The sequence below is a fragment of the Bordetella genomosp. 9 genome (assembly GCF_002261425.1).
GTDB lineage: Bacteria > Pseudomonadota > Gammaproteobacteria > Burkholderiales > Burkholderiaceae_B > Bordetella_C.
Window position 1 is genome coordinate 2,548,635 of the sequence record NZ_NEVJ01000003.1, and the last position, 13,515, is coordinate 2,562,149.

11 protein-coding genes are annotated in these 13,515 nt (G+C 68.7%); 2 read left to right on the forward strand and 9 right to left on the reverse strand.

Translation table 11 applies throughout. The features are described from left to right. Positions 1–14: 14 nt before the first annotated feature. From CAL26_RS22545 to CAL26_RS22575, 7 genes are read right to left on the reverse strand one after another with little or no spacing between them, the layout of a single operon-like run. A complete protein-coding gene (locus CAL26_RS22545) occupies positions 15–1,313 on the reverse strand; it encodes an EAL domain-containing response regulator (protein WP_256988564.1) in 1,299 nt (432 codons plus the stop codon). Beyond that, on the reverse strand, positions 1,310–1,858 hold the full coding sequence (locus CAL26_RS22550; protein ID WP_218831572.1) for a chemotaxis protein CheW: 549 nt from the start codon (positions 1,856–1,858) through the stop codon (positions 1,310–1,312). The genes CAL26_RS22545 and CAL26_RS22550 overlap by 4 nt, the downstream gene beginning before the upstream one ends. Before the next feature lie 11 nt (positions 1,859–1,869). Next, positions 1,870–3,549 (reverse strand): methyl-accepting chemotaxis protein, encoded by a 1,680-nt coding sequence (locus CAL26_RS22555; protein WP_218831573.1) that lies wholly within the window; start codon positions 3,547–3,549, stop codon positions 1,870–1,872. A 54-nt stretch (positions 3,550–3,603) separates the two neighbouring features. Next, positions 3,604–5,808, reverse strand: a complete 2,205-nt coding sequence (locus CAL26_RS22560) for a chemotaxis protein CheA (protein WP_094848937.1) — start codon at positions 5,806–5,808, stop codon at positions 3,604–3,606. 17 nt (positions 5,809–5,825) lie between these two features. Next, positions 5,826–6,188, reverse strand: a complete 363-nt coding sequence (locus CAL26_RS22565; RefSeq protein WP_179283452.1) for an STAS domain-containing protein — start codon at positions 6,186–6,188, stop codon at positions 5,826–5,828. A gap of 32 nt (positions 6,189–6,220) precedes the next feature. Continuing rightward, entirely contained in the window at positions 6,221–6,589 is a 369-nt protein-coding gene (locus CAL26_RS22570) for a response regulator (protein WP_086066854.1), read from the reverse strand. A gap of 44 nt (positions 6,590–6,633) precedes the next feature. Then, positions 6,634–7,803, reverse strand: coding sequence for a methyl-accepting chemotaxis protein (locus CAL26_RS22575; RefSeq protein ID WP_094848938.1), 1,170 nt, complete (start codon positions 7,801–7,803; stop codon positions 6,634–6,636). 230 nt (positions 7,804–8,033) lie between these two features. Between CAL26_RS22575 and CAL26_RS22580 the strand changes: the two genes are divergently transcribed. Beyond that, the gene (locus CAL26_RS22580; protein WP_179283453.1) at positions 8,034–9,161 is read left to right on the forward strand and encodes an AraC family transcriptional regulator; all 1,128 of its coding nucleotides are present in this window, start codon (positions 8,034–8,036) and stop codon (positions 9,159–9,161) included. Positions 9,162–9,171: 10 nt separating this feature from the next. On the opposite strand, the gene CAL26_RS22585 is transcribed toward CAL26_RS22580, so the two are convergent. After that, on the reverse strand, positions 9,172–10,422 hold the full coding sequence (locus CAL26_RS22585; RefSeq protein ID WP_094848940.1) for an aminotransferase class V-fold PLP-dependent enzyme: 1,251 nt from the start codon (positions 10,420–10,422) through the stop codon (positions 9,172–9,174). Between the two features lie 191 nt (positions 10,423–10,613). Next, the gene (locus CAL26_RS22590; RefSeq protein WP_143277482.1) at positions 10,614–11,846 is read right to left on the reverse strand and encodes a hypothetical protein; all 1,233 of its coding nucleotides are present in this window, start codon (positions 11,844–11,846) and stop codon (positions 10,614–10,616) included. Between the two features lie 259 nt (positions 11,847–12,105). Here CAL26_RS22590 and CAL26_RS22595 point away from each other — a divergent pair, with 259 nt between their 5' ends. Next, positions 12,106–13,503 carry a M20 family metallopeptidase gene (locus CAL26_RS22595; RefSeq protein WP_094850028.1) on the forward strand — a complete coding sequence of 466 codons (1,398 nt, stop codon included), beginning with the start codon at positions 12,106–12,108 and terminating at the stop codon, positions 13,501–13,503. Positions 13,504–13,515 lie beyond the last annotated feature (12 nt).

Genomic DNA, 13,515 nt, shown 5'->3' on the forward strand with positions numbered 1-13,515 from the left:
GGGCGGTCGAGTGTTCAGTCTTCGCTGGAAACTTCGGTGGGGGTGCGCAGCAGCGGCAGCCGCGCGCGATGCGTACGCAACCAGGATGGGATGGCTTCGCCCGGCATGGCGCGGGCAATGAAATACCCCTGGCCCAGCGCGCATCCCAGCCGCTGCACCAGCCGCCAGTCTTCCAGCGTTTCGATGCCTTCGGCGGTCGTGGTCATGCCCATCTCCGATGCCATATCGATGGCCGCGCCCAGGATGGTGCGCAACTGCTTGCGACCGTTGGCGCCGTGCACGAAGCTGCGGTCTATCTTCAGCTCGGTGAACGGCACGCGCGTCAACTGCTGCATGGACGAAAAGCCGGTGCCGTAGTCGTCGATGGACAGGCCGAAGCCGCGCAGGCGCAGCCGCGCCAGCAATCCGCGCGCGGCGCTGTCGGCCTCGACCAGCGAGCTTTCCGTGATCTCGAACACCAGTTGCCCGGGCGGAACCTGGAAGCGCTCCACCACTTCCAGGATGCCGTTGGCCAGGCCCGGCCAGTCCAGCAGCAATGGCGACAGGTTCACCGCCAGGGAGAGCCGCAGCCCGCGCCGGCTCCAGCGCGACACCTGGGCCAACGCCTGCTCCATCACGATGAAGGTCAAGGGATGGATCAGGCCGTAGCGCTCGGCCAGCGGCACGAACCGGCCCGGCGCAATGTCGCCCAGCTCGGGATGCGTCCAGCGCGCCAGGGCTTCCACACCGCGTATGAGTCCGGTGCGGATGTCGGCCTTGGGCTGATAGTGCACACGGATCTGGCCATCGCGCAGCGCCGCTTCCAGCATGCTCGGGGGAATATGCGCGGCGCTGTCAGGCGCGTTCGCCGCCACGCCGCCCGCCGCGGCCAGCCCGCCCGGCGTGCGCACGCCGCGCATGTCCAGCGCGTCGGACAGTCCGGCCAGCGTCAAGGGCTTCTCCAGGCCGGCCAATACCTGGAAGCCCATGCCGGCGGCCACCGACACCACGGAATCGATCATCGCGCTCTCTCGGCCGGAGGCGATCACCAGATCGGGGATGACGTCGCGGATCAACAGCTGCTCCAGCAGCTCGATGCAATCCATGCCGGGCATTTCGATATCGACGATCATCACCGACGGCCGTGGCGACAGCCGCTCCAGCAATGCGAGCGCCGTCGTGCCGCCCACGGCCTCGTGCACGGCGTCGATGCCGAGCTTGCGGCACAGCGAAGCGATGTGCATGCGATGCACGGCGCTGTCGTCGACGATCAGGACCGACACCACGCCGGGCGGCGCGACCGCCATCTGCCTGGCCCGGTCCTGCCCGTTCATATCACGCTCGCGCCTTCCGGCATGGCGGCCGGGTGCACGGCGTCGGAAGCCGCGTTCAGCCCATCCAACGCCATGACGGGTCCGACCGCCAGCAGGATGACGAAACGGCCGCGCACCTTGCCGACGCCGGCGATGAAATCGCTGCGCAGGCCCGCGCCGAACGCGGGCGGCGGTTCGATGTCGGCCTGGGCGATTTCCAGCACCTCGTTCACGCCGTCCACCACGACGCCCGCGACGTGGCGGCCGCCGTCGTCCGTGTCCAGTTCGACGATGACGATGCAGGTGCGCTTGGTCACCGCCGACGGCTCGCGGCCGAAGCGGGCCTGCAGGTCCATGACCGGCACCACCGCGCCGCGCAGGTTGATGACGCCGCGTATGCACGCCGGCATCATCGGCACCAGCGTCAGGTCGTGGTATTCGATGATTTCCTTGATGGCCAGGATGCCGATGGCGAACGTATCGCCGCCCAGCATGAAGGTCAGGTACTGCGACGGCTCGGCGCCCGCCTGGGCGCCCGCACCGTAGGGTTGCGGCATCGCGCTCATCGCCCTGCCCCTCAATAACGCACGAATTGCGATTCGTCGATCGCGTCGGCGCCCGCCGCGGCATAGGCCAGCTTGCCCGCAGGTTCCGCTTCGACGTCCCTGCCCAGCGCGGCGGTGGACCGGCGCGCCGCCAGGGGACGCTTGCGCGCCGCCGCGGCGGTGCCGGCGGCGCGGGCCGCGCTGTCGGACAGCTTGAAGAAGCTCATCGCCGCTTGCAGCTGTTCGGCCTGCGCGCTCATTTCTTCCGCGGTGGCGGCCAGCTCTTCCGAGCTGGAAGCGTTCTGCTGGGTGGTCTGGCTCAACTGAGAGACGGCCGCGTTGATCTGGCCCACGCCGGACGATTGTTCTTCCGACGCGGCCGTGATTTCCTGCACCAGGTCGGAGGTCTTGCGTATGTTGGGGACCATCTGCTCCAGCAGGCGGCCGGCGCGTTCGGCCAGGTCCACGCTGGAGCCGGCCACGTCGCCGATCTCCTGCGCGGCGACCTGGCTGCGTTCGGCCAGCTTGCGTACTTCGGCAGCCACCACGGCGAAGCCCTTGCCATGCTCGCCGGCACGGGCCGCTTCGATGGCGGCGTTCAGCGCCAGCAGGTTGGTCTGGTAGGCAATGTCGTCGATGATGCCGATCTTCTGCGCGATCTGCTTCATTGCCGCCACCGTCGACGTCACGGCCTCGCCGCCTTCGGCCGCTTCCGTGGAGGCCTTGGTCGCCATGCTGTCGGTAACCTTGGCGTTCTCGGTGTTCTGCGCGATGGATGCCGTCATCTGTTCGATGGAAGCGCTGGTTTCCTCCACGCCGGCGGCCTGCTCGCTGGAAGCCTGGCTGAGCGATTGCGCGGTGGCGCTGACTTCCTCGGACGCGCCGGCCAGCGCTTCCGCGCTGCTGTTCACTTCCGACACCACCTGCGACAGGCGCGTGACCATGTTGCCGACGTTGGCCATCATGCTGGTGGTGTCGCCCTTGCGCGTTTTCACCTCCACCGACAGGTCGCCGCCGGCGACCTGTTGCAAGATGTGCGCCGCATAGGCGGGCTCGCCGCCCAGCAGCTTCAGCAAGCCGCGGGTGATCAGCAGGCCGATCAGGAGCGCCAGCACCAGCGCGCCGCCGGACAGCGCGATCACCAGCGTGCGCGTCTGGTCGTACATCTCGTTCCCGGCGGCATTCGCCGCGTCCATCTGCTGCACCTCGTAGTTCAACAGATCGCGCACCGCGACTTCCAGTGCGGTATTGGCCGGCAGGATATCGCTGCGCAGGTAGGCGACCGCATTCGACTTATCGGCCGCCGACGCCAGCGCGAAGAATCCGTCGATGCGCTGCTCCAGCGCGGCGCGGTTGTCCTCGACCTTCTTCAGCAGTGCGCGGGGCGTTTCGCCGCTGATGGTCTTGTCCAGCTTGCCCATTGCCTGTCCGCGCGCGGCGGCGTTGTCGGCCAGGCGCTTGCGCAGGCGGGTCGCTTCGGCCTCGTCGGCAGCCAGCAGCAGGCCGCGCAGCTGCCGGCCGTCATCCAGCGACTTCTGCAACACCTCGTTCAGCAGCGCCGTCTTGGGATAGCGGTTCATGGTCACGTCGGTCAGCGACTCGTTGATCTTCTCCAGCCGCGTGATGCTCAACACCGATATCGCGGCCAGCAGCACGATCACGATGCCGAACCCCCATGCCAACCGCGTGGCCACCTTCATATTCCCGAACATGCCTATCTCCAAAATGAACTGCGTGGCGGCCGACCTGGCCGCGCGGGTGCCACGTCAAGCGGACATGCGGGCATGGCCCGCGGTTGCGGAATTGCGCGCCTCGGCCATCAGGGCCGGGACGTCCAGGATCAATGCGACTTCGCCGCTGCCCAGGATGCTGGAGCCGCTGATGCCGCGCGCCTGCGCGAACAGGCGCGACAAAGGCTTGATCACCGCCTGCGTCTCGCCCAGCAGGGTGTCCACCACCAGCCCGATGCGGTCGCCGCCGTGGCGGACCACGACGATGTTCTCTCGCGCAGTGGGCTGCCCCGGCAGGTCGAACATGCGGCGCAGGCGGATGAAAGGCAGCACCTGGCCTCGCAGGTCGGTGTAGTCGCGGCCCTGCACCGGCGTATAGGCGATGCACTCGTCCACCATATCGAGCGGCAGCACGAAGAGCGAGCGCCCCACCGCCACCTGGAATCCATCGATGATGGCAAGCGTCAGCGGCAACCGCACCGCGACCGTGCTGCCCTGCCCGGCGCGGCTGGTGACTTCGACGCTGCCGCGCAGGGCCTCGATGTTGCGCTTGACCACGTCCATGCCGACGCCGCGCCCGGACAGGTCGGTGACGGCCGGCGCCGTGGAGAACCCCGGCTCGAAGATCAGCCTGTAGACGTCTTCGTCGCGCATGCCGCGGCCGTCTTCGATCAGGCCGCGTTCGATGGCCTTGGCGATAATGCGTTCGCGGTTCAGGCCGGCGCCGTCGTCGCCGACCTGGATCACGATGTGGCCGGATTCGTGGCGGGCGTCCAACGTGATGGTACCGTGCGCGGGCTTGCCCGCCGCCGCGCGCGCCTGCGGCGACTCGATGCCGTGATCCATGGCGTTGCGCACCAGGTGGGTGAGCGGATCGCCGATGCGCTCGACCACCGTCTTGTCCAGTTCGGTGTCCTCGCCGCGCACCACCAGTTCGATTTGCTTGCCCAGGCTGCGCGAGACGTCGTGCACCACGCGCCGGAAGCGGTTGAAGGTGGCGCCTATCTTCACCATGCGCAGTTGCAGCGTGCTATCGCGCACGGCCTCGACCAGGGCGGCCACCTGGGCATTGCAGGCCTGGAGCTCGGCATTGCCGGCTCGGGCCGCCGCCACGCCGGCCCCGGACGACGCGGTGATCAATTCCCCCACCAGCCCGATCAGGTGATCCAGCTTCTCCGCGTCGATGCGCATCGAGCGGCTTTCCTGCGACTTGCTGTCCTTGGCCTGGCGTTGCTTGGCCAACGCGCGATCGACTACCGGTTCCGCCACCGTCTGCTGGCGCACCAGGATTTCGCCCAGCGGCCCGTCGGCCGTGCCGCTGCGCTGCGCGTGCAAGGCCTCGTCGAGTTCGCGCGGCGTCAGGGTGCCGCAACGCACCAGCATTTCGCCCAGCATGACGGGCTCTTCGCCGAGCTCCTCGATCATCAGCATGTAGTCCGCCATGCGGCTGCGCGGCGGAATGATGCGGATGTCGCAATCGTCCAGTACGAACTCGAACGTGCTTTCGATGGTGGCCTTGTCGGCCGGGCTGTCCAGGCCGATCTCCAGCCCCAGGTAGCAGGCTTCCGGGTCCATGGCTTCCAGCGTCGGCAAACGTCCCGTCTGGCAGGCCACGCCGGTGACGCGGCCCAGCTTGTGCAGGTAGCGCACGAAGGACAACGGGTCCATGCCATTGCGCAGCACGCCTTCGTGGAAGCGCAGGGAGATATGCCAGTGGTCGCCGACGCCGGCCGCATCGTCGACCAATGGATCCACCGCAATGCCCGCCGATACGCCGTCCAGGCCCTCGGCCATCATCGCGCCGTCGTCCGCGCAGGGCGGGCAGGCGGCCGCCCCGGCTGCCGCCCCGGCTTCCAGATAGGCCGCCAGCCGCGGCAGCAGGGCCGCTGCTTCGCTTTGCAGGTCCGGATCCGCTTCCTGGCGGTGGTCCGCGACCCGCTCCACCAGGCTGCCGATATGGTCGCCGCAGGCCAGCATCAGCGCCACCAGGTCGCCATCGATCGCGATGCCGCCTTCCCGCACCCGGTCCAGGACGCTCTCGACCTGGTGGGTGAAGGCGACGATGTCGTCGATGCCGAACAGGCCGGCCGAGCCCTTGATGGTGTGCGCCGCGCGAAAGATCGCGTTGATGGCATCGCAGGGATCGTCGACGTCCGCGACGACCAATAGCGCGGACTCCATCTCGCCCAAGAGCTCGCGGCTCTCGGTGATGAAGGTTTGCAGTGCCTGTTCCATGTCCATGGTGATGCTCCGGGCCGTCAGGCGGGCGATGCCGTGGCGCCGGCGCGCGCGGCGGCGTACAGGTCGGCGCAGATGCCATCGGGCGCCAGATCGTCGCGCGCATCCGCGAACGCGTCTTCCAGGCCCAGCAGCTGGATGGCGGACTCGACGCTGGGCGCCATGCCGGCCAGGCGCACTTCCCGGCCGCGAGCCCGCGCATACGCGCGCGCTGCCAGTAGCAATTGCAGGCCGGCCGTGTCGGCTTCCGTCACGTCGCGCAGGTCCAGCCGCAGCGCGGCGGGAGCGTCATCCGCCGACAGCGCCTGCAGCAGGCGCTGCCGCACATCCTGCGCGGTGTAGATGGTGAGTTCGCCTTCAAGGCGCAGGTGGACGTTGGGCACGGCGGGTCTCCAGCAGGCTCGATGTCCGCCGGTCAGGGCAGGATCAGTTTCTCGACGGCGCCCAGCAGCTGCGCGGGTTGGAAAGGCTTGACCACCCAGGCCTTGGCGCCGGCCAGCTGGCCTTCGCGCTTCTTGGCTTCCTGGCTTTCCGTGGTGAGCATGATCACCGGCGTGAAGCGATACGCGGGCAGTTGCTTGACCTCTTTCAGGAAGGTGATGCCATCCATCTGCGGCATGTTCACGTCGCTGATGATCAGGTGCACTTTCTGGCCCGTCAGCTTGGACAGGGCATCCTGGCCGTCGCGTCCCTCGATCACGTCGTAGCCCGCGCCGCGCAGCGCGATGCCGACCACCTGCCGCACCGAGGCGGAGTCGTCGACGATGAGGATGGTCTTGGCCATGGCGGGGCTCCTGGTTGTATGGCTGAGGGCAACGGGCCCGGGATTCAGAAAAAGGTGATGTCCGTCGATGCCGCCGCCGGGGCGGACTGGGCCGTCCTTGCGGCCGGCGACGGGGCGGCGCCCTGGTGTATGTCGCGCTCGTCGGCCATGGCGTAGGTGCGCTCCAGCTCGGACAGCAGCGGCGCCGCGTCCAGCGGCCGCAGTTCGCCGGCGGCCGCGCAGGCCTCGCCATAGTCCTGCATGACGGCGGGCAGCCGCTCGATGTTGGCGCCGACGTGCGACATCACCTGGCCGACGCGATCCTGGAATTGCAGCTGCACCAGCGCCTGGCTGACCTCTTCCTGGATGCCCTGGCTTTCCTCGCGCAGCAGGTCGGTCGTCCGGCCCAGGCCGTCGGCGAAGGAGCGGAACCGCTCCAGGACTTCCTGTATGGTCCCTTCGGACGCGGCGATGGCGGCCTGCTCGCTGCGGGTGGACTCTTCCGCGGCCGCGCAGGTGGCGACAATGGCGTCGCCGATGAAGGCAATTTTCTCGGCGATGCGCGCGCCGGTCTCGCCCGACTGCTTGGACAGGGCGCGCACCTCCTGCGCCACCGTGGCGAAGCCCCGGCCCAGGCTGCCGGCATGGGCGGCTTCGATGGTGGCGTTGATGGCCAGCAGGTTGGTCTGCTGCGTGATCTGGCCGATGGCCTGCACCATGCCCTGCAGCTCGTCGACGAAGCCCTTCAGGCCCTGGACCTTGCCCAGCAGCTCGACCTTGGTCTTCATGCTCGCGCTCAACTGGTCCACCACGGTGTGCAACTGCTCGGCGCTGCGCGCCGACACGCCGGCGGCCGAATCGCCATGGCCGCTGCTGTCGCGCGTGGACAGCTTCAGGGTCTGGTCCAGCCGCGTGGAGATTTCACCGAAGCGCATGCTCAGGGCGGTGACCGCGGTTTCCATCTGGGTGCGCGACGACTCGATCTGGCGCGACCACACCGGCGCCAGGTCGCCGCAGAAGGACGCCAGGTTTTGCACGTGGGCGTCCACGTCCAGGTCCTGGCTGCCGGCGCCGCGCCGGGCCGCGTAGCCCGCCAGCAAGCCGGCCACGACCAGCGCGCCGGCCGCGGCCAGGGGCTGGGTGGCCCAGGCGCCCGCCCAGGCGGTGGCGGCGCCGCCCGCAATGCCCAACACCGGCGCGGCGGCGGAGGACCAGGAGAATCCGGCGATATTCATGTAGCAGGCGTCCGTCGGAAGGTCCGCCGGGGTTGGCGGTTGTACAGGAACAACGGCAGCGCGGGCGCAAGCCTAAGGGCACGGCCGGCCAGATTAGGGCACTCCGCCGGCCAACATTGTCTTTTTGTTCAAATGTGTTAACAATTGAACGGCGCGCTTATCGAGCGCAGCTTCAGTGGCGTACTGATACGCGGCTGGTGGTTTACAGCCGCAATTCCCTGGCGATGACGATGCTCAGTAGCACTGAACCCCCACCGGGCCAGCCTCCCGGCCCCGGCCTTCCCGCCCTGCTCCCGCCCGCCGCAGGAATGACGGCGGGGATGGTGGCGCACCCGGCCGTGCCCACCATCCGCCCCGTCACCCTGCGGCAGCTATTGAACGAAGTGGCACGGCGCGGCAGGGATCCGCGCCCGCTGTGCGACGGCCTGGGCTTCGGGCCGGACGACCTGGAGCAGGACGGGTTTTTCGTGTCCGGCAGGCAGGCGACGCAGTTGATACGGCGAGCCCTGCCCGTGCTGGGCGATCCCGCGCTGGGACTGGAAATGGGCGCCGGGGTCAACATCGTTTCCTGGGGGCTGGTCACGCTGGGCCTGATGGCCTGCGCGTCCTCGCGCCAGTTGCTGGACTTTGCCATCGAGCATCAGCACCACGCCGGCTGCCTGCCCAGCCTGCATGGCGAAGAAACCGGCCAGGCTTTCCGGCTGGTGGCGCGCGCGCCCGTCGCCGATCGCGACGTGGCCATCTTCCTGGTGGACAAGGCCCTGGCGTCGCTGACGCAACTCGGCCGCCAGGTCGTGGGCACGCACTTCAACCCCAACCGGGTGGATCTGGTGATGGAGCGGCCGTCCTATGGCGCGGTCTATGAACGGGTCTTTCGTTGCCCGGTCCGGTTCGGCAGCGCCGAAAACCGCATCTATTTTCCCGTCGAGCCCTATGCCGTGCGCAGCGCCGACGCGGTGGTACTGCGCCAGGTACGGCACGAACTGGCACGCGCCGCCACGCCGTCCGGCGTCTGCGTGATGCAGGCCTGCGTGGTGCAGGCCATCCGGCGCGACCTGGCGGCGCCGCCGCCGCTGAACACGATCGCCGCATCGCTGCACATCAGCGAACGCACGCTGCGCCGCCGACTGGCCGAACGGGGCAGCAGCTATGCCGAACTGCTATGCCAGGAGCGCCGCGCGCGCGCCCTGGCGCTGGTCGCGCACTCCACGCGCAGCGTCCAGCAAATCGCGCTGGAATGCGGATTCAGCGACGCCCGCACCTTGCAGCGGGCCTTCAAGCGCTGGACGGGGACCAGTCCCACGGCCTTTCGCGACCAGGCCCGGCTGCGGCCCCTCGAGACGGACCCCGCAGCCTGAGCCTGCCGGGTCAAGCCGTCCGCGCCAATGCGCGCAGGGCTTCGGCCAACCGGTCCATTTCGTCATCGGTGGTCAGGTAGCTCACCGACGCACGGGCGATCTCGGCCAGGCCGCGCGCCCGCATATCCAGCGGCGTATAGGCCGGACCATTGCCGCTGATGGAAATGCCCTGCCCGGCCAGCTCGCGCATCACGGCGGCGACATCGCGTCCCGCCACGGCGAACGACACCAGGCCCGAGCGGTGCGGGTCCAGGCCCTGGTCGAGCACGTCGACGCCAGGGATGTCCGCCAGCAGCCCACGCAGGGCTCGCGCATTGCGGTCCACACGTGCCCTTATGTTGTGGATGCCGATATCCAGCGCTTCGCGCAGGGCGTTGGCGAGCCCGCAGCGCAGTACGTAGGATCGTTCGGAAGGCTCGAAACGCGCCGCGTCCGTTCGCATCACGGGCACGCCATCGTCGTCCAGCGGCGCGGTGTGCGTGTCGGCCAGCGTGGCGCTCAGCCGCGGCAGGAAGTCCTGGCGGATATACAGCAGCCCCGTTTCGCGCGGGCCGCGCAGCGCCTTGCGGCCGACGCCGGTCAGGACGTCGCAGCCGACTTCATTCACGTCCACGGGTAGTTGCCCCAGGACCTGCGCGGCATCCACGAAATACGGAATGCCGTGGCGGCGCGCCACCGCGCCGATGGCGGCCGCGGGATTGATCAGGCCGCCGTTGGCCGGCATCCAGGTCACGCAGATCGCGCGCACGCGTTCGCCGCCGTGTTCGTCGATCATGGTTTCCAGCGCGCGCGGGTCCGCCATCCCGGTATCGTCGGACGGAATGGTTTCGATGCGCGCGCCGTGGCGCACGGCGGCCACGTGCATCGCGGCAATATTGCCGCCCCACTCATGGCGCGCGACCAGTATGCGATCGCCGGGTTTCCAATCCCCCAGCCCCGCGAAGGCGCTGCCCCAGCCCACGGAATTGCCGGTGGTCAATGCGATTTCCGCGGGTCGCGCATGCAGCAGCGTCGCCCCCAGGATGCGCGCCTGTTCGGCCTGCTCGCGGGCCGCCGCGCCGGCTTCGATCGGGCCCATCTCGGCCTCGCGCCACATCTGCGCGCGCATGGCTTCCAGCGTGTCGACCGAAGGCAGCGACGAACCCGCGTGATTGAAGTGCACCGTGGTGCGCGTGCCCGGCGTGCGGGCACGCAAGGCGTCGATGGCGGCATCGCTGAGCGGGACGGGATCGCCCGCCGCGGCGGGAGGTGTGGCGTTCATGCTGTGTGGGCTCCGGACCGGAACGCCGCCGAGCGGCGGCGCAGTGCCTATGCTAGCCCATGGGCGGCGTGGCCCCGGGGACCGGATGGCGCGACGCGATCCGGCCTGGCGCCGGTAACGCAGGCAGGTCTGCTCGTCGGCATCGCTCCGTATTCATCCTGGTGGCCTGGATCTGGGACCTGGGCCTGGACCTAGCGACCCAGTGGAAATTGTTCTTCCAGGTAGACGTTCTGCCACGCGACGTATTGATCCAGCGCCTCGACGCCGCCGAGCGCGTTCAAGGCCAGCCGCATCGCGTCGCCCGGCCGCCATGCCAGCGGCGCTCCCGTGGCGATGGCGTCCGTCGTGTCCGGGATGAAATGCAGTGGCGACAGCCAACGGCACTCCAGGCCCAGTTCCGCGAGTATGCGTTGCGACAGGTAGTCCACCGCGCCGCGCTCGCCCGCGCCCAGGTCGACGATACGCTGCGGATCGATGCGGCCGCCAACGCCCATCCAGGCCGATGGGCTTTGCGGATCGGCTTCGGTCAGGACCGATACCAGCGCCCTGATCGCATGACAGACCGGATCCAGCGGTAGCAGGCGCCCGCCAGCGAACAGATACAGGAAATTCCCCACCGGCCTGTCGTCGCGCAACGGCAGCGTGATCAACTGATTGGCGCGATCGACGCCGAACGCGGTGCCGGTTGTCCCTGTCCCGCCGCCGCCGCCGTAGAACGCCATCCCGTCACGATGTCCGCCGGGCGACACCAGCGCCACCAGCCAGCGCCGCGGGCCGGACAGGGTCAGTACGTTTTCCTCGACGGCGCGGCGTAGCAGCACCTTGAACGTGGCCGACTTATCGAGCTGCGACAACAGGGTCGTCAATGTCTGCTGGTCCACCTGCTTCTGCGCCAGGAAGGCCGCCGCCTGGCTGGGCCCGGGCTCGGCCTGCAGCAGGATCGAATCGAAATACAAAGACGACGACAGGGCCTGCTCGTCGGGCATGGCGCGGCGTTTGGCGTCCCCCAGCACCACACAGCTATTCCAGACGGTTTCGGTCTCGGAGATATTGCCGGCGGGCGCCCGCTCCACGCCGTTCAGGTCCAGGTAGCGCGACCGGCCCATGCGCAGCTCGTGGGGCACCAGCCCGATCACCGCCCTGGTATCCGGATAGACGGCGCGGAATATCTGCAGGAACTCGCCCGTCGTACAAGGTTGCTGCGTGGCCTCGTCGGTGGACGGCGGCGTGGCGATGCCGGCCGCGCGCCGTATCTGGGAGGGTATCCCTGCCAGCAGCCTGGATGGCAGCACCGCCGTGCACCATCGTGGCGGCAGGTCCACGCGTGCCACGCGACCCTGAGCCGTTTGTAATGAGCCACCCACGCCCATGGGCGCCGTTGGAAAGATCGATGTCCCACCGGATGGGATCTGATTGGAATACATGCCGACTCCTTCAGCCACGCACTACGGAGCGCTTACGTAAGCGATCGGCGCCGCCGGTTCCGGGCGCCTGAAGAAAGCGGATGCGGTGGATGGCGCGCATGCGGCGATAGAGATTTACGCCTATCGCGCGCGTGGCCCCTCTCTGGTACAAACGTCTGTCTATTCGGACGGCCACGCGATAGTGCGGCCTCCACGATCTGCACGACTTGCACGATTGCACGCGCAAGCGCGCGCCACACGCATGCCCAAAGGACGCCCCATGACCCGCGACGCCGCGATCGCCCGCGCCGACGACTACTTCCAATCCGGCGGATTCCGCGCCTGCCTGGCCCGCCGTATCGCCATGCCCACCGAAAGCCAGAACCCGGATCGCGCCGCGGACCTGGCCGCCTATCTCGATACGGAAATGCGGCCCGCTTTCCAGGCCATGGGCTTCGAATGCCGCACGCTGACGCATCCCAAGGCGCGCGCGCCTTTCCTGTATGCGGAAAGAATCGAGGACCCCGCGCTCCCCACGGTGCTGGGCTACGGGCACGGCGACGTCATCCGGGGCCTGGATGCCGAATGGCGCGAAGGCCTGTCGCCCTGGCAACTGACGGAATCGCAGGGCCGCTGGTATGGCCGCGGCATCGCCGACAACAAGGGCCAGCACACGGTCAACATGGAAGCGCTGCGCAGCGTGCTCGACACCCGGGGCAAGCTCGGCTTCAATGCCAAGTTCCTGGTGGAAATGGGCGAGGAAAACGGCTCGCCCGGCCTGCGCCAGGTTTGCGAAGACCACCGCGAACTGCTCGCGGCCGACCTGCTCATCGCATCGGACGGCCCGCGGCTGCGCGCGGAACGGCCGACCGTCTTCCTGGGTGCGCGCGGCGGCCTGAACTTCGACATGACTATCGAGGCCCGCGAAGGCGGGCACCATTCCGGCAACTGGGGCGGCCTGCTCTCCAATCCCGGCATCCAGCTGGCGCATGCCATCGCCTGCATCGTCTCCCCTACCGGCCAGATCCGCATTCCGGCCTGGGTGCCCAAGGAACTGCCCGCATCGGTGCGGCGCGTGCTGGCCGACTGCGACGTGGACGGCGGCGCGGACGGCCCCGCCATCGACCCGGACTGGGGCGAACCGGGCCTGACGCCGGCCGAGCAGGTCTATGGCTGGTGCTCTTTCGAGGTCCTGGCCTTCAAGACTGGCAATCCGGAAACGCCGGTCAACGCGATCCCGCCGCGCGCCTGGGCGCGCTGCCAGTTGCGCTTCGTCGTCGGCGTCGACACCGACGACCTGCTGCCCGCGCTGCGGCGGCATCTCGATCGCCACGGTTTTCCCATGGTCCAACTGACCCTGACGCGCGAGAGCATGTTCACGGCGACGCGCCTGGATCCCGACGATCCCTGGGTGCGGTGGACCGTCGAGTCCCTCGAAAGGACCGGCGGCACAAAGCCCGCCATCCTGCCCAATCTGGGCGGCTCGCTACCCAACGACATCTTTACGGACGTGCTGGGGCTGCGCACCATCTGGGTTCCGCATTCCTATCCTTCCTGCGCGCAGCATGCGCCCAACGAACACCTGCCGCCGGCGCTGCTGCGTGAGGGTCTGCGGCTGATGACGGGCCTGTATTGGGATCTGGGTTCCGGGCAGACGCCGGCCCTGCAGCGCGCGTGACGGCGACGGCGC

Coding starts and splice junctions, on each gene's coding strand:
- CAL26_RS22545 (WP_256988564.1), bottom strand. CDS start 1,313: ATGAACGGGCAGGACCGGGCCAGGCAGATGGCGGTCGCGCCGCCCGGC.
- CAL26_RS22550 (WP_218831572.1), bottom strand. CDS start 1,858: ATGAGCGCGATGCCGCAACCCTACGGTGCGGGCGCCCAGGCGGGCGCC.
- CAL26_RS22555 (WP_218831573.1), bottom strand. CDS start 3,549: ATGTTCGGGAATATGAAGGTGGCCACGCGGTTGGCATGGGGGTTCGGC.
- CAL26_RS22560 (WP_094848937.1), bottom strand. CDS start 5,808: ATGGACATGGAACAGGCACTGCAAACCTTCATCACCGAGAGCCGCGAG.
- CAL26_RS22570 (WP_086066854.1), bottom strand. CDS start 6,589: ATGGCCAAGACCATCCTCATCGTCGACGACTCCGCCTCGGTGCGGCAG.
- CAL26_RS22575 (WP_094848938.1), bottom strand. CDS start 7,803: ATGAATATCGCCGGATTCTCCTGGTCCTCCGCCGCCGCGCCGGTGTTG.
- CAL26_RS22580 (WP_179283453.1), top strand. CDS start 8,034: ATGCTCAGTAGCACTGAACCCCCACCGGGCCAGCCTCCCGGCCCCGGC.
- CAL26_RS22585 (WP_094848940.1), bottom strand. CDS start 10,422: ATGAACGCCACACCTCCCGCCGCGGCGGGCGATCCCGTCCCGCTCAGC.
- CAL26_RS22590 (WP_143277482.1), bottom strand. CDS start 11,846: ATGTATTCCAATCAGATCCCATCCGGTGGGACATCGATCTTTCCAACG.
- CAL26_RS22595 (WP_094850028.1), top strand. CDS start 12,106: ATGACCCGCGACGCCGCGATCGCCCGCGCCGACGACTACTTCCAATCC.